The organism is Emticicia aquatica, from assembly GCF_923079645.1.
In the GTDB taxonomy this organism is placed as follows: Bacteria; Bacteroidota; Bacteroidia; order Cytophagales; family Spirosomataceae; genus Emticicia; species Emticicia aquatica.
Map to the genome: position 1 here is coordinate 503,781 of NZ_CAKLPY010000001.1, position 15,339 is coordinate 519,119.

The 15,339-nt window shown below is 34.4% G+C and carries 21 protein-coding genes; 13 read left to right on the forward strand and 8 right to left on the reverse strand.

The features are described from left to right. Window positions 1-31: 31 nt before the first annotated feature. The 7 genes from pseH to galE form a co-directional block, all read right to left on the reverse strand. Window positions 32-574 (reverse strand): UDP-4-amino-4,6-dideoxy-N-acetyl-beta-L-altrosamine N-acetyltransferase, encoded by a 543-nt coding sequence (gene pseH / locus MJQ71_RS02120; RefSeq protein WP_238804069.1) that lies wholly within the window; start codon window positions 572-574, stop codon window positions 32-34. A 6-nt stretch (window positions 575-580) separates the two neighbouring features. After that, entirely contained in the window at window positions 581-1,153 is a 573-nt protein-coding gene (locus tag MJQ71_RS02125) for a GNAT family N-acetyltransferase (RefSeq protein WP_238804070.1), read from the reverse strand. Continuing rightward, entirely contained in the window at window positions 1,153-1,836 is a 684-nt protein-coding gene (gene pseF / locus MJQ71_RS02130) for a pseudaminic acid cytidylyltransferase (RefSeq protein ID WP_238804071.1), read from the reverse strand. Before pseF ends, MJQ71_RS02125 begins: the two co-directional genes overlap by 1 nt. Window positions 1,837-1,840: 4 nt before the next feature. Then, complete coding sequence (locus MJQ71_RS02135; protein ID WP_238804072.1) at window positions 1,841-2,485, reverse strand: pseudaminic acid biosynthesis-associated methylase; 645 nt, start codon at window positions 2,483-2,485, stop codon at window positions 1,841-1,843. 30 nt (window positions 2,486-2,515) lie between these two features. Further along, window positions 2,516-3,049, reverse strand: coding sequence for a DinB family protein (locus MJQ71_RS02140; protein ID WP_238804073.1), 534 nt, complete (start codon window positions 3,047-3,049; stop codon window positions 2,516-2,518). Window positions 3,050-3,117: 68 nt separating this feature from the next. Further along, on the reverse strand, window positions 3,118-4,176 hold the full coding sequence (gene rfbB, locus MJQ71_RS02145; RefSeq protein WP_238804074.1) for a dTDP-glucose 4,6-dehydratase: 1,059 nt from the start codon (window positions 4,174-4,176) through the stop codon (window positions 3,118-3,120). A gap of 202 nt (window positions 4,177-4,378) precedes the next feature. Beyond that, window positions 4,379-5,398 carry a UDP-glucose 4-epimerase GalE gene (gene galE / locus MJQ71_RS02150; RefSeq protein WP_238804075.1) on the reverse strand — a complete coding sequence of 340 codons (1,020 nt, stop codon included), beginning with the start codon at window positions 5,396-5,398 and terminating at the stop codon, window positions 4,379-4,381. Between the two features lie 176 nt (window positions 5,399-5,574). On the opposite strand from galE, the gene MJQ71_RS02155 reads away from it, so the two are divergent. Next, window positions 5,575-6,408, forward strand: a complete 834-nt coding sequence (locus MJQ71_RS02155; protein ID WP_238804076.1) for a transglutaminase-like domain-containing protein — start codon at window positions 5,575-5,577, stop codon at window positions 6,406-6,408. A 5-nt stretch (window positions 6,409-6,413) separates the two neighbouring features. On the opposite strand, the gene MJQ71_RS02160 is transcribed toward MJQ71_RS02155, so the two are convergent. Then, on the reverse strand, window positions 6,414-7,049 hold the full coding sequence (locus MJQ71_RS02160) for a 4'-phosphopantetheinyl transferase family protein (RefSeq protein WP_238804077.1): 636 nt from the start codon (window positions 7,047-7,049) through the stop codon (window positions 6,414-6,416). Between the two features lie 133 nt (window positions 7,050-7,182). Here MJQ71_RS02160 and MJQ71_RS02165 point away from each other — a divergent pair, with 133 nt between their 5' ends. The 12 genes from MJQ71_RS02165 (at window position 7,183) to MJQ71_RS02220 (ending at window position 15,288) form a co-directional block, all read left to right on the forward strand. Continuing rightward, window positions 7,183-8,037: a ThuA domain-containing protein gene (locus MJQ71_RS02165; RefSeq protein WP_238804078.1), complete on the forward strand. Its 855-nt coding sequence runs from the start codon at window positions 7,183-7,185 to the stop codon at window positions 8,035-8,037. A gap of 40 nt (window positions 8,038-8,077) precedes the next feature. Continuing rightward, entirely contained in the window at window positions 8,078-8,698 is a 621-nt protein-coding gene (locus tag MJQ71_RS02170; RefSeq protein ID WP_238804079.1) for a Crp/Fnr family transcriptional regulator, read from the forward strand. 81 nt (window positions 8,699-8,779) lie between these two features. Beyond that, window positions 8,780-8,986: a YgaP family membrane protein gene (locus MJQ71_RS02175; RefSeq protein WP_238804080.1), complete on the forward strand. Its 207-nt coding sequence runs from the start codon at window positions 8,780-8,782 to the stop codon at window positions 8,984-8,986. Between the two features lie 71 nt (window positions 8,987-9,057). After that, window positions 9,058-9,246: a DUF6132 family protein gene (locus tag MJQ71_RS02180; protein WP_238804081.1), complete on the forward strand. Its 189-nt coding sequence runs from the start codon at window positions 9,058-9,060 to the stop codon at window positions 9,244-9,246. Further along, a complete protein-coding gene (locus MJQ71_RS02185; RefSeq protein ID WP_238804082.1) occupies window positions 9,243-9,518 on the forward strand; it encodes a heavy-metal-associated domain-containing protein in 276 nt (91 codons plus the stop codon). Before MJQ71_RS02180 ends, MJQ71_RS02185 begins: the two co-directional genes overlap by 4 nt. A gap of 64 nt (window positions 9,519-9,582) precedes the next feature. Continuing rightward, the gene (locus MJQ71_RS02190) at window positions 9,583-9,867 is read left to right on the forward strand and encodes a rhodanese-like domain-containing protein (protein ID WP_238804083.1); all 285 of its coding nucleotides are present in this window, start codon (window positions 9,583-9,585) and stop codon (window positions 9,865-9,867) included. Window positions 9,868-9,869: 2 nt separating this feature from the next. Next, complete coding sequence (locus tag MJQ71_RS02195; RefSeq protein WP_238804084.1) at window positions 9,870-10,184, forward strand: rhodanese-like domain-containing protein; 315 nt, start codon at window positions 9,870-9,872, stop codon at window positions 10,182-10,184. Then, entirely contained in the window at window positions 10,181-10,435 is a 255-nt protein-coding gene (locus MJQ71_RS02200; RefSeq protein WP_238804085.1) for a hypothetical protein, read from the forward strand. The genes MJQ71_RS02195 and MJQ71_RS02200 overlap by 4 nt, the downstream gene beginning before the upstream one ends. Before the next feature lies 1 nt (window position 10,436). Then, window positions 10,437-10,868: an OsmC family protein gene (locus tag MJQ71_RS02205; protein WP_238804086.1), complete on the forward strand. Its 432-nt coding sequence runs from the start codon at window positions 10,437-10,439 to the stop codon at window positions 10,866-10,868. 2 nt (window positions 10,869-10,870) lie between these two features. Continuing rightward, the gene (gene trxA, locus MJQ71_RS02210) at window positions 10,871-11,170 is read left to right on the forward strand and encodes a thioredoxin (RefSeq protein ID WP_238804087.1); all 300 of its coding nucleotides are present in this window, start codon (window positions 10,871-10,873) and stop codon (window positions 11,168-11,170) included. Further along, window positions 11,171-11,887 (forward strand): thioredoxin domain-containing protein, encoded by a 717-nt coding sequence (locus tag MJQ71_RS02215; protein WP_238804088.1) that lies wholly within the window; start codon window positions 11,171-11,173, stop codon window positions 11,885-11,887. 323 nt (window positions 11,888-12,210) lie between these two features. Next, a complete protein-coding gene (locus tag MJQ71_RS02220; protein ID WP_238804089.1) occupies window positions 12,211-15,288 on the forward strand; it encodes a SusC/RagA family TonB-linked outer membrane protein in 3,078 nt (1,025 codons plus the stop codon). Window positions 15,289-15,339 lie beyond the last annotated feature (51 nt).

The window sequence follows — 15,339 nt, forward strand, 5'->3', positions numbered from 1 at the left end:
TAAAGATGAGTGTAATTAATAAGGCAGTTTGTTAATCTCTATAAATAATTTTTTGCATGAATTCACGTTGTTTCAACCATTCTTCTTTCAAAATTGCTAGTCCAATTGTATCAATCCATTTGCCGTTTTTCTTTACATGTTGTCGATAATAAGCTTCTCTTCTAAATCCAAATTTTTCGTGCATTGAAATGACTTTATCGTTAAAAATCATCACTTCACACCGTAGTTTATTAAGTTTTAGGTCATTAAATACGTATTCAAGTACATTAAATTCGATTTTTGAGCCAATTCCACCACCTCTTGGAACATCAGTGCCAAGATAAAAAGCCCAATAACAGCTACCTAAAACTTTATTTATACCTGTAATTGAAGCTAGTCCAATTTTTTTATTATCATATTCAATGACCCAATATTTGCTTGTTTCGTCGTTTTTAACTTTTTCAAACCAAGCTTCTTGTTGCTCTGTCGAAATTTCATCTTCGGTGTACATATATTGTGCAACTTCAGGAGAATTTCGCCAAGTTCTAACTAATTCAATATCCTCTTTTATGAGTGGAGTTAATACAATATCCATACTTATTTATTTTTTATATTCAGAATTCAGTTTACCATGTAACAATGAATCAACCATTTTATCTTCAATACGGATGTGTTTCCGAAGCCTTCCTTCCAATACGAAGCCACATTTTTCTAATACATCCACGTGGTGTTGTCTAGTATCATAAACTTCGGTATGTAAGCGATTAAGATTTAGGTCTGCAAACGCAATCTCTTGAATCAGATAAAGATATTTCTCAAAGTATAAATCATGCAATTTAGTATCATTTATGAACTTTGTGTTGAGCAAAAAAGAGATTTCTGCTCTTTTATCAAACCAACTAAAATGAACTAAGCCGCCATAACCAATGAACTCTTCTTTTTTAAAATAGCTAAATAAAACTTGTTTGGGTTGATTATTATCGAAATTTGGAACAATCTGACTTTCATAATAGGCTTGCTGCATTTCCTCAGTAATATACCCATTTTGTCGTAAAATTGTCATTTGTTCATTACGCCAAACCCTGATTTTTTGGATTTCATCTCTACTAATCGGCACTAAAGAGAATTCATCCAATTCAAAACGCTGGTTCTTTAAACACTTATACTGATTCATTATTTTGATTTTAGGCTATATTTAAACGCTGCTACTTGCCAATCTTCCTCATTATCAATATCATGAGCATCCATCTCTGAAATGATAATTCCGCCAGTGTTATTAGTCAAAATACTACGATTTTTGAGTAATTTTTCAGTTTTAAAAAAATAAAATTGACCTGCATCATGATACAAAGGCGTAAGGTCTTGCGAGCGGACTTGTGCATTTTCGGCATTTTGCCATCGTAGCTTATCGTTTTCAAAAACTACACTTCTTTGCGGAGGAAATGAAAATTTCTGTACAGGATAAACCGAATCAAAATTTTCATTATTAAGCTTTTGAAAACTTTTTTGTAAAAGCTCAGATGAAACAAATGGAGCGGTTGGATAAATGCAACAAGCAGTTTCAAAAGTGCGGTTGAGATTTTTGTAATTATCTAACACTTCTACCAAAACATCGACAGTAGTGGCGAAATCGTTGGCATTTTCTGAAGAACGTTTAAATGGAACTTTTGCTCCATAAATTTGAGCGATTTTTGCAATTTCTTCATCATCCGTCGAAACCATTACCTCGTCGAATAAGCCACTTTCAATTGCTGCTTCTATTGAGTATGCAATGATTGGTTTTCCAAGAAAATCTTTGATGTTTTTCCTTGGAATTCGCTTACTGCCGCCTCGAGCAGGAATGATAGCTAAATTCATCGCTTTAAAATTTCTCTAATAAGCACATGCAATCGGCATTGCCAGATTCAGCTTGACTGATGTAAGGATAAATTTCTTTTTTTACCAGACGAAGGTTTGAAAATCTGTCTAAAAAAAGTTGAGCATAATCGGCTTTCCAAAGATAATCGCTGTTTCCTCGATAATTGATAGTGGTCGTTTCAGGTGCAAAATACTCCCAACAAGAAATATATCGTTTTGAACAACGCACCATTTCATCCATAATTTTGGGGAGGTTATCGGGTGAAATATGAATCAGAACGCCGTTGGTACACACTAAATCGAAATAATTATCTTTGAAAGGAATATCAAAGCCTGAACCCTGAATAATATTGATGTTTTCGGTAAATTCTTTGGCTTTTTGTGCTGCATAATGCTGCAATTCAATACCATAAATATTTTTAAATCCCGAACGTTGAAAACCTACTAATTGCATTCCTGTATTGCAGCCAACTTCCAAAATTTTTGCTTCTTTATCCAAGTCCGTGTAGAATTTTTCATTCAAGGCGATTTTTGTAATTCCCCAATTTTCAAGGTAAAACTGGTCCCATTCTTCTGGTTTTCTTGAATTTCTATCGGTGTAATCTTTACCAAATTCACCACTCCAAAATTGTTCTTGCTTTGTTTGCATTATTCTATTAAATATCTGTTGGTTAGGTTATTATTTTGTGGCCGAAGCAATTGTTTCGAGTTCAGCTTTTTGTCGTAAATGATGTCGGTAGTGCATTTCTTGGAGAAAAAACCACTCTTGTGCATTGAGCCAGCCCATGGCGGGTTGAAGAGCTTTATAAAGGCCATCATTATTGCTCACGGCATCAATCAAATTTTTTGAGTCGGTCAGAACTTTTGCTAAAAGTAAGCGATATTCTTCTTTGTTTTTTGCAACAAGTTCTGGACCACGAATAGCTTCAGGGATTTTAAGTTTTACGGGAGGAAACCCGCCATACTTGAATTGTTGTTGGCCAAAATGATTTTTATCACCACCTTCTTGCCCTTTGCGTTTTTCTAAACAACGCACACAGTTTGCCAAAAAGAAATAACTTGATGAAGATGCGAGATGCTCGTACATCTGTCCTAATGACCACGTTTCTGCATCTTTTTTGAATAAAAACTGTTCATCAGAATAATTGTCGAGGCTACTAATATACTGATTTACAGTTGTTTCAAGATTTTGGTAAACTTCTATTGGGGTCATCGTTAGGGTGTTTATTTGAAAGCTTTGCCAAATTTTAAACAGTTTAATATTTGGCAAAGCTAAGCATTCTATTTATACATTTTTTCGTAGTATTTCAAATAATCGCCACTTGTTACATTTTGCAGCCATTCTTTATTTGTCAAATACCATTCGACGGTTTGTGTGAGTCCTTCTTCAAATTGAAGCGAAGGTTCCCAACCTAGTTCGTTCATTAATTTTGTGGCATCAATGGCGTAACGTAAATCGTGTCCTGCACGGTCGGTTACATAGGTAATCAACTGCACAGAAGTATCTGCAGGGCGACCTAATTTTTCATCCATAATTTTGCACAAAAGATGTACTAAATCAATGTTTTTCCACTCGTTAAAACCACCAATATTGTAGGTTTCACCGTTTACTCCGTTATGATAAATTACGTCAATTGCACGGGCGTGGTCTTTTACAAAAAGCCAATCACGAACATTTTCTCCTTTACCATAAACAGGCAAAGGGCGGTTGTGCATGATATTATTAATCATCAACGGAATCAGTTTTTCTGGAAAATGATTAGGACCATAGTTATTCGAGCAATTTGAAATAACGACAGGTAATTTATAGGTGTTGTTATAAGCTCTTACAAAATGGTCAGATGATGCTTTTGATGCCGAATATGGCGAACGAGGGTCATAACTGGTTGTTTCTAAGAAAAACTCATCAGGATTGTGCAATTCACCATAAACTTCATCAGTTGAAACATGGTAAAAACGGTGTTCTTCCATGTTATTTTTCCAAGCTGTTTTTGCGGCATTGAGCAAATTAACAGTTCCAATAACATTGGTCATTACAAAAGCCATCGGGTCTGTAATTGACCTATCAACATGAGATTCAGCAGCTAAATGTACTACGCCATCAAAGTTATATTTTTCAAAAAGATTATTAATATAATCGGCATCCGTAATATCACCGTGTTCAAATGTATAATTGGGCAAAGATTCGATATCGCTAAGGTTTTCGAGATTACCAGCGTAAGTAAGTTTGTCAAGGTTAACTATTTGATAATCAGGATATTTGGTTACAAAAAGCCTAACAACATGTGAGCCAATAAAGCCCGCACCACCAGTGATAAGTATGGTTTGATTTGATTTCATTTTATTTTTGTATTATTTGAAATTAGGAAATTGATACGGCTAACGATTCAATTGTTTATTAGAAATTTTTTACCAAATTAGTATTGATAGTATTTTTTTTACTTCCAAATTCATACCAATTTTTTTCAAAACTTCATTTATCCTAATTTTTTATTTTCAGAATTAAGGTGTCTTGTGATATATTAGTATTGATACCATTAACTCACCCATTTTTCTTCATTAATTTTTTCTCCCAACGCCAAGCATCTTTTAAACTGTCGGCTAATGTTTTTTCAACTTTCCAACCCATAATTTTTGATGCTTTTTCTACGTCTCCGTATATTTTTTCTACATCACCTGCACGGCGTGGACCAAGTTCATAATTGAGTTTTAGTTTATTTACTTTCTCAAAGGTCTTGATGATTTCCAAAACTGTATTGCCCGTTCCAGTACCAATATTGAAAACGTCATACGTATTATCTTGTTTACTATCAAGTAGTTGTATAGCCGAAACATGGGCTTTTGCTAAATCGACCACATGGATAAAATCACGAATATTAGTGCCATCAGGTGTGTTATAGTCACTGCCAAAAACCATTAATTTTTGTCTAATTCCAGCAGCAGTTTGGGTAATGAAAGGAACTAAATTTCCAGGAACTCCACTAGGTAATTCGCCAATAAGTGCTGAAGGATGAGCTCCAATTGGATTAAAATATCGCAATGCGATAATTTTCAATGGATTGCCAGCCGTGATTGTGTCACGCAAAATATCTTCACAAATAGTTTTTGTATTTCCGTAAGGTGAAGCTGCTGGTTTACGAGGAGTATCTTCGGTTACTGGAATTTGGTCTGGCTGTCCATAAACTGTACATGACGATGAAAAAACCAAGTTTTTGATTCCTAATTTTATCATCACTTTTAAAACACTTAACGTAGAACCAATATTGTTTTCGTAGTATTTCAAAGGGTTTTCAACCGACTCACCAACAGCCTTGTAGGCTGCAAAATGGATGATGCCCTCAATATTTTCTTTTTGACAGATTTGTTCTAAAATTTTAGTATCATTGCAATCTTTGTCGTAGCATTTGATGGGCTTTTTAATTATTTTTCGTAGTCCTTTCAATACAGATTTCTCCGAATTATTGAAATTATCAATGATAATCGGCTCATGCCCAGCATTTACCAATTCAACTACTGTGTGCGAACCAATAAAGCCAGCTCCACCTGTGACTAAAATTTTCATAAAAAAATGTTTGTTTTTTTTACAAAAGTATGAATTTAGCAGTTGAATTGAAAATAGTAAGAATAAATATGTATTATTGAACTATTTAAAGTTATTAAATGGTCTGCTTATCAGTTGTTTAGGCGAATATAGACCATCAAATAGCGTCAAATTTCTCAAAAGACCCAAAGGTTAGCATGAATGAATCTGAAATAAAAGCATTGGTTACACTTCTTGATGATGAAGATAATGAAGTAGTACAACATGTCGAAAGCCGATTGCGTACACTTGGTGAAGCTGTTATTCCGCTTCTTGAAGACCATTGGCAAGGAAATGGCTTGAATCCCGTTTTGCAAAAAAGGATTGAAGATTTAATCCACAATTTGCAATTTAACTTGGTAATTAGCCGTCTAACTGAATGGAAAAATAAAGGATATGAAGATTTATTGGAAGCTATGTGGATTATTGCAACTTATCAATATCCTGACTTAAATATCGAAAAACTACGTCAATCCATTAATGATATTTATTTTGATGCTTGGTTGGAATTTCGAGAAGATATGCACCCACACGACCAAATTAGGGTGTTGAACCAAGTTTTTTACGATAAACATAAATATTTGCCCAATACAAAAAACTTTCATTCAGTAGCTAACTCAATGTTGAATCAGGTTTTTGACTTAAAAAAAGGAAATCCGATTTCATTGTGTGTTGTTTATTTATTGGTCGCAAAGCGTTTAGGATTACCCATTTATGGCGTAAACTTGCCAAGTTTGTTTGTACTTACTTACAAAACACCACAAATGCAGTTTTATATCAATATTTTTAATCGGGGATTAATTTTTTCAAAAATTGACATCGGAAATTACATCAAACAGATGCACTTACAACCGAAAGATTCGTTTTATCAACCTTGTACCAATTTGGATATTGTGCTAAGAGTTTTGAGAAATTTAGTTGTGTCTTTTGAGAAAATTTCTGACCTCGAAAGAGCTAAAGAAATTGATGCTATTTTGCGAGTAATTTCATAATTGACTTATTTTCCTGCTACGACAAGAATAAAATCGTCGATTTTTTCGATAAAAATAAGGTAGTTTTCGTCGATTTCGTTGATTTTAAGCCTACCGACAATTTCTTTTGCATTTTTTTGAAAGGCATAAATATATAGATTTTTATTAAAAATTACTTTTCGTTTGCCATAAAGTTTGTATAGTGATTCTTTAGCCGACCAATAAATACACAGTTTTTCTAGGTCATCATTGGCTTCTATTATTTCTTTTTCGGATAAAAATTTACGGGAAATTCTACGAATCTTCTCCGAAGGTTTTTCCATATCCATTCCTAGTGGTTCATTTGGGTGCATCACGGCTGCAACGTAATTCGAAGTATGAGTTATCGACATTTGCCAATTACAACCTACAAGATATGGTTTCCCGAATTCGTCTTTTTTTATGCCTAAATATTTTATGTTGAGTGAATTGGCCAAATGTTTTATAACGAGCCTGCTACAAAAAAACTCAATCTGTTTTTGAGGATGATGAATATTGGCTAGTTCTGCATCAGTTAAAATTTCGGAAGGCAACATCGCTTGTAATTCATCGTGCGATTCGGCAATTTTCCAAACAGCTAAGTAACAACCATTTTTGTATTTTTTTTCTAAAATAACAGGCATAAATGCAGTGCGTTTTATTAGGCAAAGATAACTATTCTCATGTGATTTTTGTCATTTCAAGAAAGAAGGAATAAAAGGGTGTTTATCATAATAATATATTTTTTGGTTTTATATTTGGAGAAAAACCAAAACTATGAAAAATTTAAAAGTAATATTCCTTGAAATTGTTTTTACATTGCTGATAATCAGTAATTTATCTGCTCAAAATAATCAAACAAAATTTAAAATTATTGCTTTTTATACTGCCAAAAATGACCAAGCCCATATCAGTTTTGTTCATGAAGCAAACCGTTGGTTTCCAGAAATGGCTTTGAAATACAATTTTTCGTATGATTCAACTAATAATTGGGAAAATCTGAATGCAGAATTTTTAGCAAACTATCAAGTTGTACTTTTTTTAGATACACGCCCCGAAAAAAAATCTCATCGAGAAGCTTTTCAACAATATATGAATAATGGCGGAGCATGGATTGGTTTTCATTTTGCAGGTTTTGCACTCAATAATTCAAAATTTAATCAAGATTGGGATTGGTATCATAATCAATTTTTGGGTTCTGGGCAGTATAAAAGCAATACGTGGCGACCAACTTCGGCAATTTTAAGGGTTGAAGACGGAAAGCATCCAGCCACCAAAAATCTTCCAGAAACTTTTAAATCTTCGCCAAATGAATGGTATAGATGGGAAAATGATTTACGCCAAAATAAATACATAAAAGTACTTCTTTCTATTGACTCAATGAGTTTTCCACTAGGAACGGGTCCAAAAGCCCATGAAATTTGGCACAGCGGCGATTATCCTGTGGTTTGGACAAATAAAAAATACCGAATGCTATACGTCAATATGGGGCATAACGATATTGATTATGAACATAAAACTAATAAGGAATTATCGTTTCAATTTGCCAATGAAACGCAGAATCAATTGATTATCAATAGTTTACTTTGGTTGGGGAAAGGTAAGAAAATGAAAAAAACAAATAGTTTTTGAATTTTATATATTTGTAAAACTAATACTTACTCAAAAACTGATGGAACTCGATAATTTAGTAGAATTCAAATCATCGCATGAAGTAAAACAAAAACTTTCTGCGTATGGCATTGCTAAGAATTTTTCAGAAGGAGACGTTATTTTAAATGAAAATGCTTACATCCGAGCGATTCCGATTGTGACAAAAGGGTGTATCGGCGTGATGCGAACGGACGACGATGGGAGAGAAATATTATTGTATTATATCAATCCTGGCGAGAGTTGCATTATGTCTTTTTTGGGTGGAATTCATAATGATACAAGCAAAATAAAAGCAATTGCAGAAGAAGAAACTGAAATACTTTTTATTCCGATTGATAAAGTAAATCTGCTTATTAAAGAAAATCCAGAATGGCTCGATTATATTTTTCGTCTTTATCACAAGCGTTTTGAAGAATTATTGGAAGTGGTTAACGACGTTGCTTTCAAGAAAATGGATGAAAGATTGCTCAATTTTATCAAAAAAAGATGTGAATTAACCAAAACAAAAACACTCCAAATAACGCACGAACACCTCGCCAACGAACTCGGAACTGCCAGAGTTGTTGTATCACGCCTCCTCAAACAAATGGAAGATAAAGGCCTGCTGAAACTCGGTCGAAATAAAATTTCGCTTGTGTAACATTTGTTGCTGTATAACAAATTTTAATGATTGACATTTGTACCATCAATTTGTTTTTCTCTAAAACTAAACCTCAAAAAAATGAAAGCAAACATGGGAACTGTTGACAAAATCATTAGAATTCTTGTCGCAATCGTAATCACTGGATTATATTTTACCAACCAAATCACAGGTACTGCCGCAATTGTATTGTTAATAATTGCTGGTGCGTTTATCCTAACGAGTTTTATGAGTTTCTGTCCGTTGTATTTGCCCTTTGGTATTTCAACCAGAAAAAAAGAAAAATAAGCAATTATATTTTTTATGGCTTAACCCCAGCGTTTACATGATGGGGAAGTGAACCTTTGACTTGTCTGTAAATGAATATTATCAATAGAAATAAATTAACTATCGTCGGTGTTGTCATTGGAGCAATTGGCGGTTATCTATATTATTATTATGTGGGTTGTGCGAGTGGCACTTGTCCGATTACGTCCAAGCCGTTGAATAGTACTTTGTACGGTGCTGTGATGGGAAGTTTATTTATCAATATTTTTAAAAAAGAATGATGAAAACGGAAGAAATAATCATTGCTAACTTAAAATGCAATGGCTGTGCGAGTACAATTAAAAAAGAACTGATGTTGCTTGAAGGGATTTCAAACGTAGCGGTTGATGTAGAAAAAAATGCAGTAAATGTTACCTATGAAAATATCGACCGATCAAATATTACTCAGAAACTTTATTCGTTGGGTTACCCAGAAGCAACTGAAAAAAATGGTTTGCTTTTACAATTGAAAAGTTACGGAAGCTGTATGATTGGAAAAGTAAATAATTTTTGACTATGTAAGTATTTGATAATCAACTTAACAAATAGAATTTAACATTACTTTAAATAGATTAAAAATGAATATCGAAGAAATAATTCAAGAAAAACAGGGAACAATCGTTGATGTGCGAACACCCGAAGAATTTCGTGGCGGACATGTGGCTGGAGCAATTAATATCCCATTAAATGAGATTCCTCAACGAGTTGAAGAAATGAAGGAACTAAAAACTCCATTGGTGTTATGTTGTGCATCGGGTAATCGAAGTGGACAAGCCTACCGTTATTTATCACAAATGGGTGTCGACTGTCACAATGGCGGTTCGTGGTTAGACGTAAATTATTATCAATCATTAGCAGTATAAATATGTTAGATACAATTAAAAACCTATTCGGATTTGGCCCAAAAGTAGATTACGCCGAATTAGTAAAACAAGGAGCAATCATTTTGGATGTTCGTAGTAAAGGCGAATATGCTGGAGGGCATATCAAAGGTTCTATCAATATTTCGGTTGATACTTTAGCCAATAATTTGAGCAAATTGAAAGATAAAAATCAACCAATCATTACTTGTTGTGCATCAGGTATGCGTAGTGCTTCGGCCAAAAGTATATTAAGCTCAAAAGGCTATACACAAGTTTATAATGGCGGTAGTTGGGGCGGCCTTCAATACAAATTATGATAGCGAAAGAAATATTATTGACAAACTGGCACGTGATGCGTTGGCTAAGATTAGGAATGGGACTTTATGCGACCACCGTTGCATTCCAGATGCACGACCCGCTTTCGGGTATTATTGCGGCCATATTTTTGTTTCAAGCAATAACAAATACAGGTTGTTGCGGAGCAAATGGCTGTGCTGTACCGACTTCAACGAAAAAAAATTTGGACAAAATAGAAGAAGTTGAATTTGAAGAGTTAAAAGCAAAATAAAATGGAACCACATTTTTTTAATGTAAACCTTCATTGGCTTACTGACCGAAAAGGAGAAATTTCATCTCCCGAATTACAAGATAATATTGAAATCGCTACACCACCACCATTTCCGAAAGGGGTGGCAAATATTTGGTCGCCAGAGCATTTATTGACAGCGGCCGTGAATAGCTGCTTTATGACTACTTTTTTGGCAGTTGCCGAAAATTCAAAGCTAGAATTTGTGAGTTTTGATTGCAGTACAAAAGGAAAATTAGAGCAAATCGAAGGAAAATATTTGATGACCGAAGTTCTTCTTGAACCAATTTTAGTGATTGCAAAAGAAGCGGATAAAGACAGAGCGGAGCGGATTCTCCAAAAATCAGAAGTGGCTTGTTTGATTTCAAATTCTATCAAGTCGAAAGTTTCAATGATAACAAATGTTCAATTTTAAAAATGGCAACTTTCTCAGAAATAATCAATAATAATAAACCTACTTTGGTTGATTTTTTTGCCGAATGGTGCGGACCCTGCAAAATGATGAAGCCGATTTTGGAAGATTTGAAATCCAAAATCGGTGACAACGCTACAATACTGAAAATTGATGTTGATAAAAATGAACAAGTGGCCGCTAAGTATCGAATTCAAGGCGTTCCAACACTTATTCTTTTCAAAAATGGAGAAATTATGTGGCGACAATCAGGCGTGGTGAATGTTCAAAACTTAGAACAAATTATTCAAAAACACTTAAACTGAATGAAAAAATATATCGTTATTGGTTTAGCAACTGTTACTTTTTTGCTGAATAGTTGTACAAATGGTCAGTCGCAAAATGGCCAAACAAATTTAGCCGCCAACGAATTTTCGGCGAAAATAAAAGCCAATGCAAACTCCGTGATTGTTGATGTTCGAACACCAGATGAATTTTCTAAAGGTCATCTACAAAACGCCCAAAATATTGATTGGCGTGGCAATGATTTTGATAAACAAATAAATTCTTTGGATAAATCAAAGCCAGTTTTTGTGTATTGTTTAAGTGGAGGAAGAAGTTCATCGGCTGCTAGTTTTATGCGTTCAAATGGTTTCAAAGAAGTATATGAATTGGACGGAGGAATAATGAAATGGCGAGGAGCAAATTTGCCTGAAACAACCGCTACAACAAGCAGAAATTTGGAAATGACCAAACAACAATTTGAAGTATTACTCAATTCTGACAAGTTAGTTTTGATTGATTTCTATGCTGATTGGTGTGCCCCATGTCAGAAAATGAAGCCTTATTTGGATGAAATTACCCAAGAAATGTCCAATAAAGTTACTGTAGTTCGAGTAAACGCTGATGATAATCAGGCGTTGTGTAAGGAGTTAAAAATTGACGCATTGCCAGTTTTACAAATGTATAAAAATAAAACGCTTACTTGGACAAATGTAGGTTACATTGATAAAGTAGGAGTGGTGGCAGCAATCAATCAATAAAATAGTTGATGAATAGGTGAGGAGACAGCGTTTTTATCGTTGTCTCCTCTTTTTTGTTGTTAACCAAGCAATCGTGGAATAATTAATTGAGATTTTATGGTCGTAAAATAAATTTGATTGTTGCAACTTTATTGATTTAGCTAACGTACCTGATTAAAGTCACATCTTATAATTAAATCATAAATATTTGCATTTTATTGAGTTTTTATTGTAAATAATGTTTTTTTTAAATTATTATTTCATAAAATCAAACAATTTGCATGAGTTATTGATTAATTTTAAGGTGAACAAATTAATAATTTTATAACAAACTAAAACTACGAATGAACAAACTTTTACGAGTTTCATTAGCTTGTCTATTCCTCTTTGTTTCTTTTTGGGGAAATGCACAAAACGTTGTTGTAACGGGGAAAGTTACATCGAGCGAAGATGGTAGTCCACTACCTGGAGTATCAATCACGATTAAGGGTACAACAAAAGGAACGAGTACAGACGATAAAGGAATGTACAAGATTTCTACGTCGGCAAATGCTACACTTCTAGTTAGTTTTATCGGTTTTTCTGATGTAGAGCAAACCGTTGGCAATAGAAGTATTATTGATTTTACACTTACTTCAGATATTAAATCGCTTAATGAAGTGGTTGTAACTGGATATGGTTCTCAAATCAAACGTGATTTGACTGGTAATATCGTTAAAATTAAAGCAAGCGATATTCAAGATATGCCTGTAACGACTTTTGAACAAAGCATCCAAGGAAAAGCTGCTGGTGTTCAAATTAACCAAGGTACAGGTAAATTAGCTCAAGGGATTCAGGTTCGTGTACGTGGACAATCATCTGTTTCGGCCTCTAATGAACCATTATATGTATTGGACGGAATTCCGTTGACTCAAGGTAATCTTGGAATCGGTGGTGGAAGTACAAACCCATTAGTTGATATCAATCCACAAGATATTGAATCAATTGAGATTTTGAAAGATGCTTCTGCGGGAGCTATCTATGGAGCGAGAGCTGCCAATGGTGTTGTTTTGATTACTACCAAAAAAGGAAAATCAGGCAAATCTAAAATTACGTTCGGAATGCAGTATGGAAGTAGCAAACCAACCAAAGTTTTGAAATTCCTGAATACTAAACAATACATTGATTTTTATCGTGTTGCGGCTGCAAACTCAGATGCAATCGATGGCTATGATACTAAAGACCCAGATTCATATACATCATACATGGAAAGTTTCTTTGACACGCAAAGTTTAGGGACATTAGGCACTTCAAACCAAGCGGATACTGATTGGGGTAGTTTAGCTTTCCAAAACGCACCTTCAAAACAATATGATTTGAATTTGAGCGGTGGTTCGGATAAAACAACATTTTTTATCTCAGGACAATTGCTTGACCAAACAGGTATTATTTTAGGTAATGGATTCAATCGTTATACTGGACGTATGAATCTAACGCATAAAGTTACCGAACGTTTGAGTGTTGGTATGAATATGAGTGTTGCTCGTTCATTAAATGAGCGTGTATCTGGTGACCGTCAGTTTGACAATCCATTGCAATTAGTGGCTTTACCACCAATGACACCTTCAACTGACCCAACAACTGGCCTTCCAGTAGGTACACCTCCAGGAGATATTTCGATTCCTGTTTATTATAATGGTATGATTAATATCGGTAATGCTTACTATAATACTACGGTTCACCGTAATATCAGTAATGTATTTGCAGAATATACTTTCTTGAAAGGATTACGTTTCCGTACTGAATTTGCTTTAGATTTATTGAATCAACAAGAAGAACAATATTATAACAGCAAAACTCAACGTAACTTCGGTGCTCCACAAGGATATGGCTATAATCGTTTTGTGAGAGTAGAAAACTATAATACAAACAATTATTTTGTTTATGATAATACATTTGGTAAGCATACAATTAATGCTACGGCTGGTTTATCGTACCAAAATTCTCAAACAAAAACGAATGCTGCTGAAGGTAAAGATTTTCCATCGGATGCGTATCGTATGATTGCAAGTGCTGCTCGTAAAACTGATGCAAGCTCGTCACAATCTGACTATCGTTTTGCTTCATATTTCTCACGTGTTAACTATAAATTTAACGATAAATATTTGTTAGGTTTAAGTGCTCGTATTGATGGTTCATCGCGTTTCGGTGCCGATAATCGTTATGGATTTTTTCCAGCGGTTTCGGCCGGTTGGGTGCTTTCTGAAGAAAGTTTCTTGAAAGATGTTAAACTAATTAGCTTCTTGAAAATACGTGGAAGTTGGGGTAAAACAGGAAATGCTGAGATTGGTAACTTCCCGCAATTAGGTTTATTTACTGGAGATGCTGGTTATGGTGCTTTGCCAGGACAACGCCCTACACAGTTAGCTAATCCATCGTTAGGTTGGGAAACTACGCAACAAATTGACCTTGGTTTAGACTTTGGTATTTTGAATAACCGTATCAATGGAGAAATTGATTATTACGAAAAAAATACAACAGGTTTATTGTTAAATGTAAACGTTCCAGGAACTACTGGTTTTGCTACACAAGTTAAAAACGTTGGTGCATTGACTAACAAAGGTTTTGAATTTGTATTAAATACAGAGAACCTAGTAGGAGATTTCAAATGGAAAACAAGTTTGAATGCTTCAACAAACAAAAATAAAATCACTGATTTGCAAGGTCAAGTGATTGAAGGCGGTTTATCTAATATGAGCCGTGCCGTTGAAGGACAACCTCTTGGTACATTCTTTACAGTTGAATACGCTGGTGTTGACCCTGCAAATGGCGATGCTCTTTGGTACAAAAACACCAAAAACAGCGATGGAACAATCGACCACTCTACTACAAATACTTATAGCAAAGCTCAACGTACTGTTATTGGTAGTCCACTTCCAAAATGGGTTGCTGGGGTAACAAATACATTCAGCTATAAAGGAATTGAACTAAGTGTATTCTTTAACGGAGTATTTGGAAATAAACTTAACTTCTACGGTGTAGGTCGTTTCTCTTCTGCAAATGGTCGTTTTGAAGATAACCAAACGGTAAATCAATTAGCAGCTTGGACTCCTCAAAATACTGATACGAAAGTTCCACAAGCTCGTTTGTTCTTCAATAATGGAGCTCAAGCATCAAGCCGTTTCATTGAAGATGGGTCTTATGTTCGTTTACGTAATGTAACACTTGCTTACAATTTGCCAAAATCGCTAGTTAATAAAGTGAAATTAAGCAATGTTAGATTGTTCTTTACTGGACAAAACTTATTGACATTTACGAAGTATTCTGGTTGGGATCCTGAAGTAAATGCAGATGATGTAGTAACTAATATTGCTTTGGGGTATGATTTTTATACCACTCCACAAGCAAAAACATTCATGGGTGGACTAAACATTAGTTTCTAATATTTAGCAGGTTATGTCTCATTAAATTTGAAAAAGCATAACAAGACTCTT

Bases quoted from the DNA above. Each gene is read 5' to 3' on its own strand.
- MJQ71_RS02170 (WP_238804079.1), top strand. From the start codon at position 8,078: ATGGAACTCGATAATTTAGTAGAATTCAAATCATCGCATGAAGTAAAA.
- MJQ71_RS02135 (WP_238804072.1), bottom strand. From the start codon at position 2,485: ATGCAAACAAAGCAAGAACAATTTTGGAGTGGTGAATTTGGTAAAGAT.
- galE (WP_238804075.1), bottom strand. From the start codon at position 5,398: ATGAAAATTTTAGTCACAGGTGGAGCTGGCTTTATTGGTTCGCACACA.
- MJQ71_RS02205 (WP_238804086.1), top strand. From the start codon at position 10,437: ATGGAACCACATTTTTTTAATGTAAACCTTCATTGGCTTACTGACCGA.
- trxA (WP_238804087.1), top strand. From the start codon at position 10,871: ATGGCAACTTTCTCAGAAATAATCAATAATAATAAACCTACTTTGGTT.
- pseH (WP_238804069.1), bottom strand. From the start codon at position 574: ATGGATATTGTATTAACTCCACTCATAAAAGAGGATATTGAATTAGTT.
- MJQ71_RS02220 (WP_238804089.1), top strand. From the start codon at position 12,211: ATGAACAAACTTTTACGAGTTTCATTAGCTTGTCTATTCCTCTTTGTT.
- MJQ71_RS02180 (WP_238804081.1), top strand. From the start codon at position 9,058: ATGAATATTATCAATAGAAATAAATTAACTATCGTCGGTGTTGTCATT.
- MJQ71_RS02215 (WP_238804088.1), top strand. From the start codon at position 11,171: ATGAAAAAATATATCGTTATTGGTTTAGCAACTGTTACTTTTTTGCTG.
- pseF (WP_238804071.1), bottom strand. From the start codon at position 1,836: ATGAATTTAGCTATCATTCCTGCTCGAGGCGGCAGTAAGCGAATTCCA.
- MJQ71_RS02195 (WP_238804084.1), top strand. From the start codon at position 9,870: ATGTTAGATACAATTAAAAACCTATTCGGATTTGGCCCAAAAGTAGAT.
- MJQ71_RS02175 (WP_238804080.1), top strand. From the start codon at position 8,780: ATGAAAGCAAACATGGGAACTGTTGACAAAATCATTAGAATTCTTGTC.
- MJQ71_RS02190 (WP_238804083.1), top strand. From the start codon at position 9,583: ATGAATATCGAAGAAATAATTCAAGAAAAACAGGGAACAATCGTTGAT.
- MJQ71_RS02185 (WP_238804082.1), top strand. From the start codon at position 9,243: ATGATGAAAACGGAAGAAATAATCATTGCTAACTTAAAATGCAATGGC.
- MJQ71_RS02125 (WP_238804070.1), bottom strand. From the start codon at position 1,153: ATGAATCAGTATAAGTGTTTAAAGAACCAGCGTTTTGAATTGGATGAA.
- MJQ71_RS02155 (WP_238804076.1), top strand. From the start codon at position 5,575: ATGAATGAATCTGAAATAAAAGCATTGGTTACACTTCTTGATGATGAA.
- MJQ71_RS02165 (WP_238804078.1), top strand. From the start codon at position 7,183: ATGAAAAATTTAAAAGTAATATTCCTTGAAATTGTTTTTACATTGCTG.
- MJQ71_RS02160 (WP_238804077.1), bottom strand. From the start codon at position 7,049: ATGCCTGTTATTTTAGAAAAAAAATACAAAAATGGTTGTTACTTAGCT.
- rfbB (WP_238804074.1), bottom strand. From the start codon at position 4,176: ATGAAATCAAATCAAACCATACTTATCACTGGTGGTGCGGGCTTTATT.
- MJQ71_RS02140 (WP_238804073.1), bottom strand. From the start codon at position 3,049: ATGACCCCAATAGAAGTTTACCAAAATCTTGAAACAACTGTAAATCAG.
- MJQ71_RS02200 (WP_238804085.1), top strand. From the start codon at position 10,181: ATGATAGCGAAAGAAATATTATTGACAAACTGGCACGTGATGCGTTGG.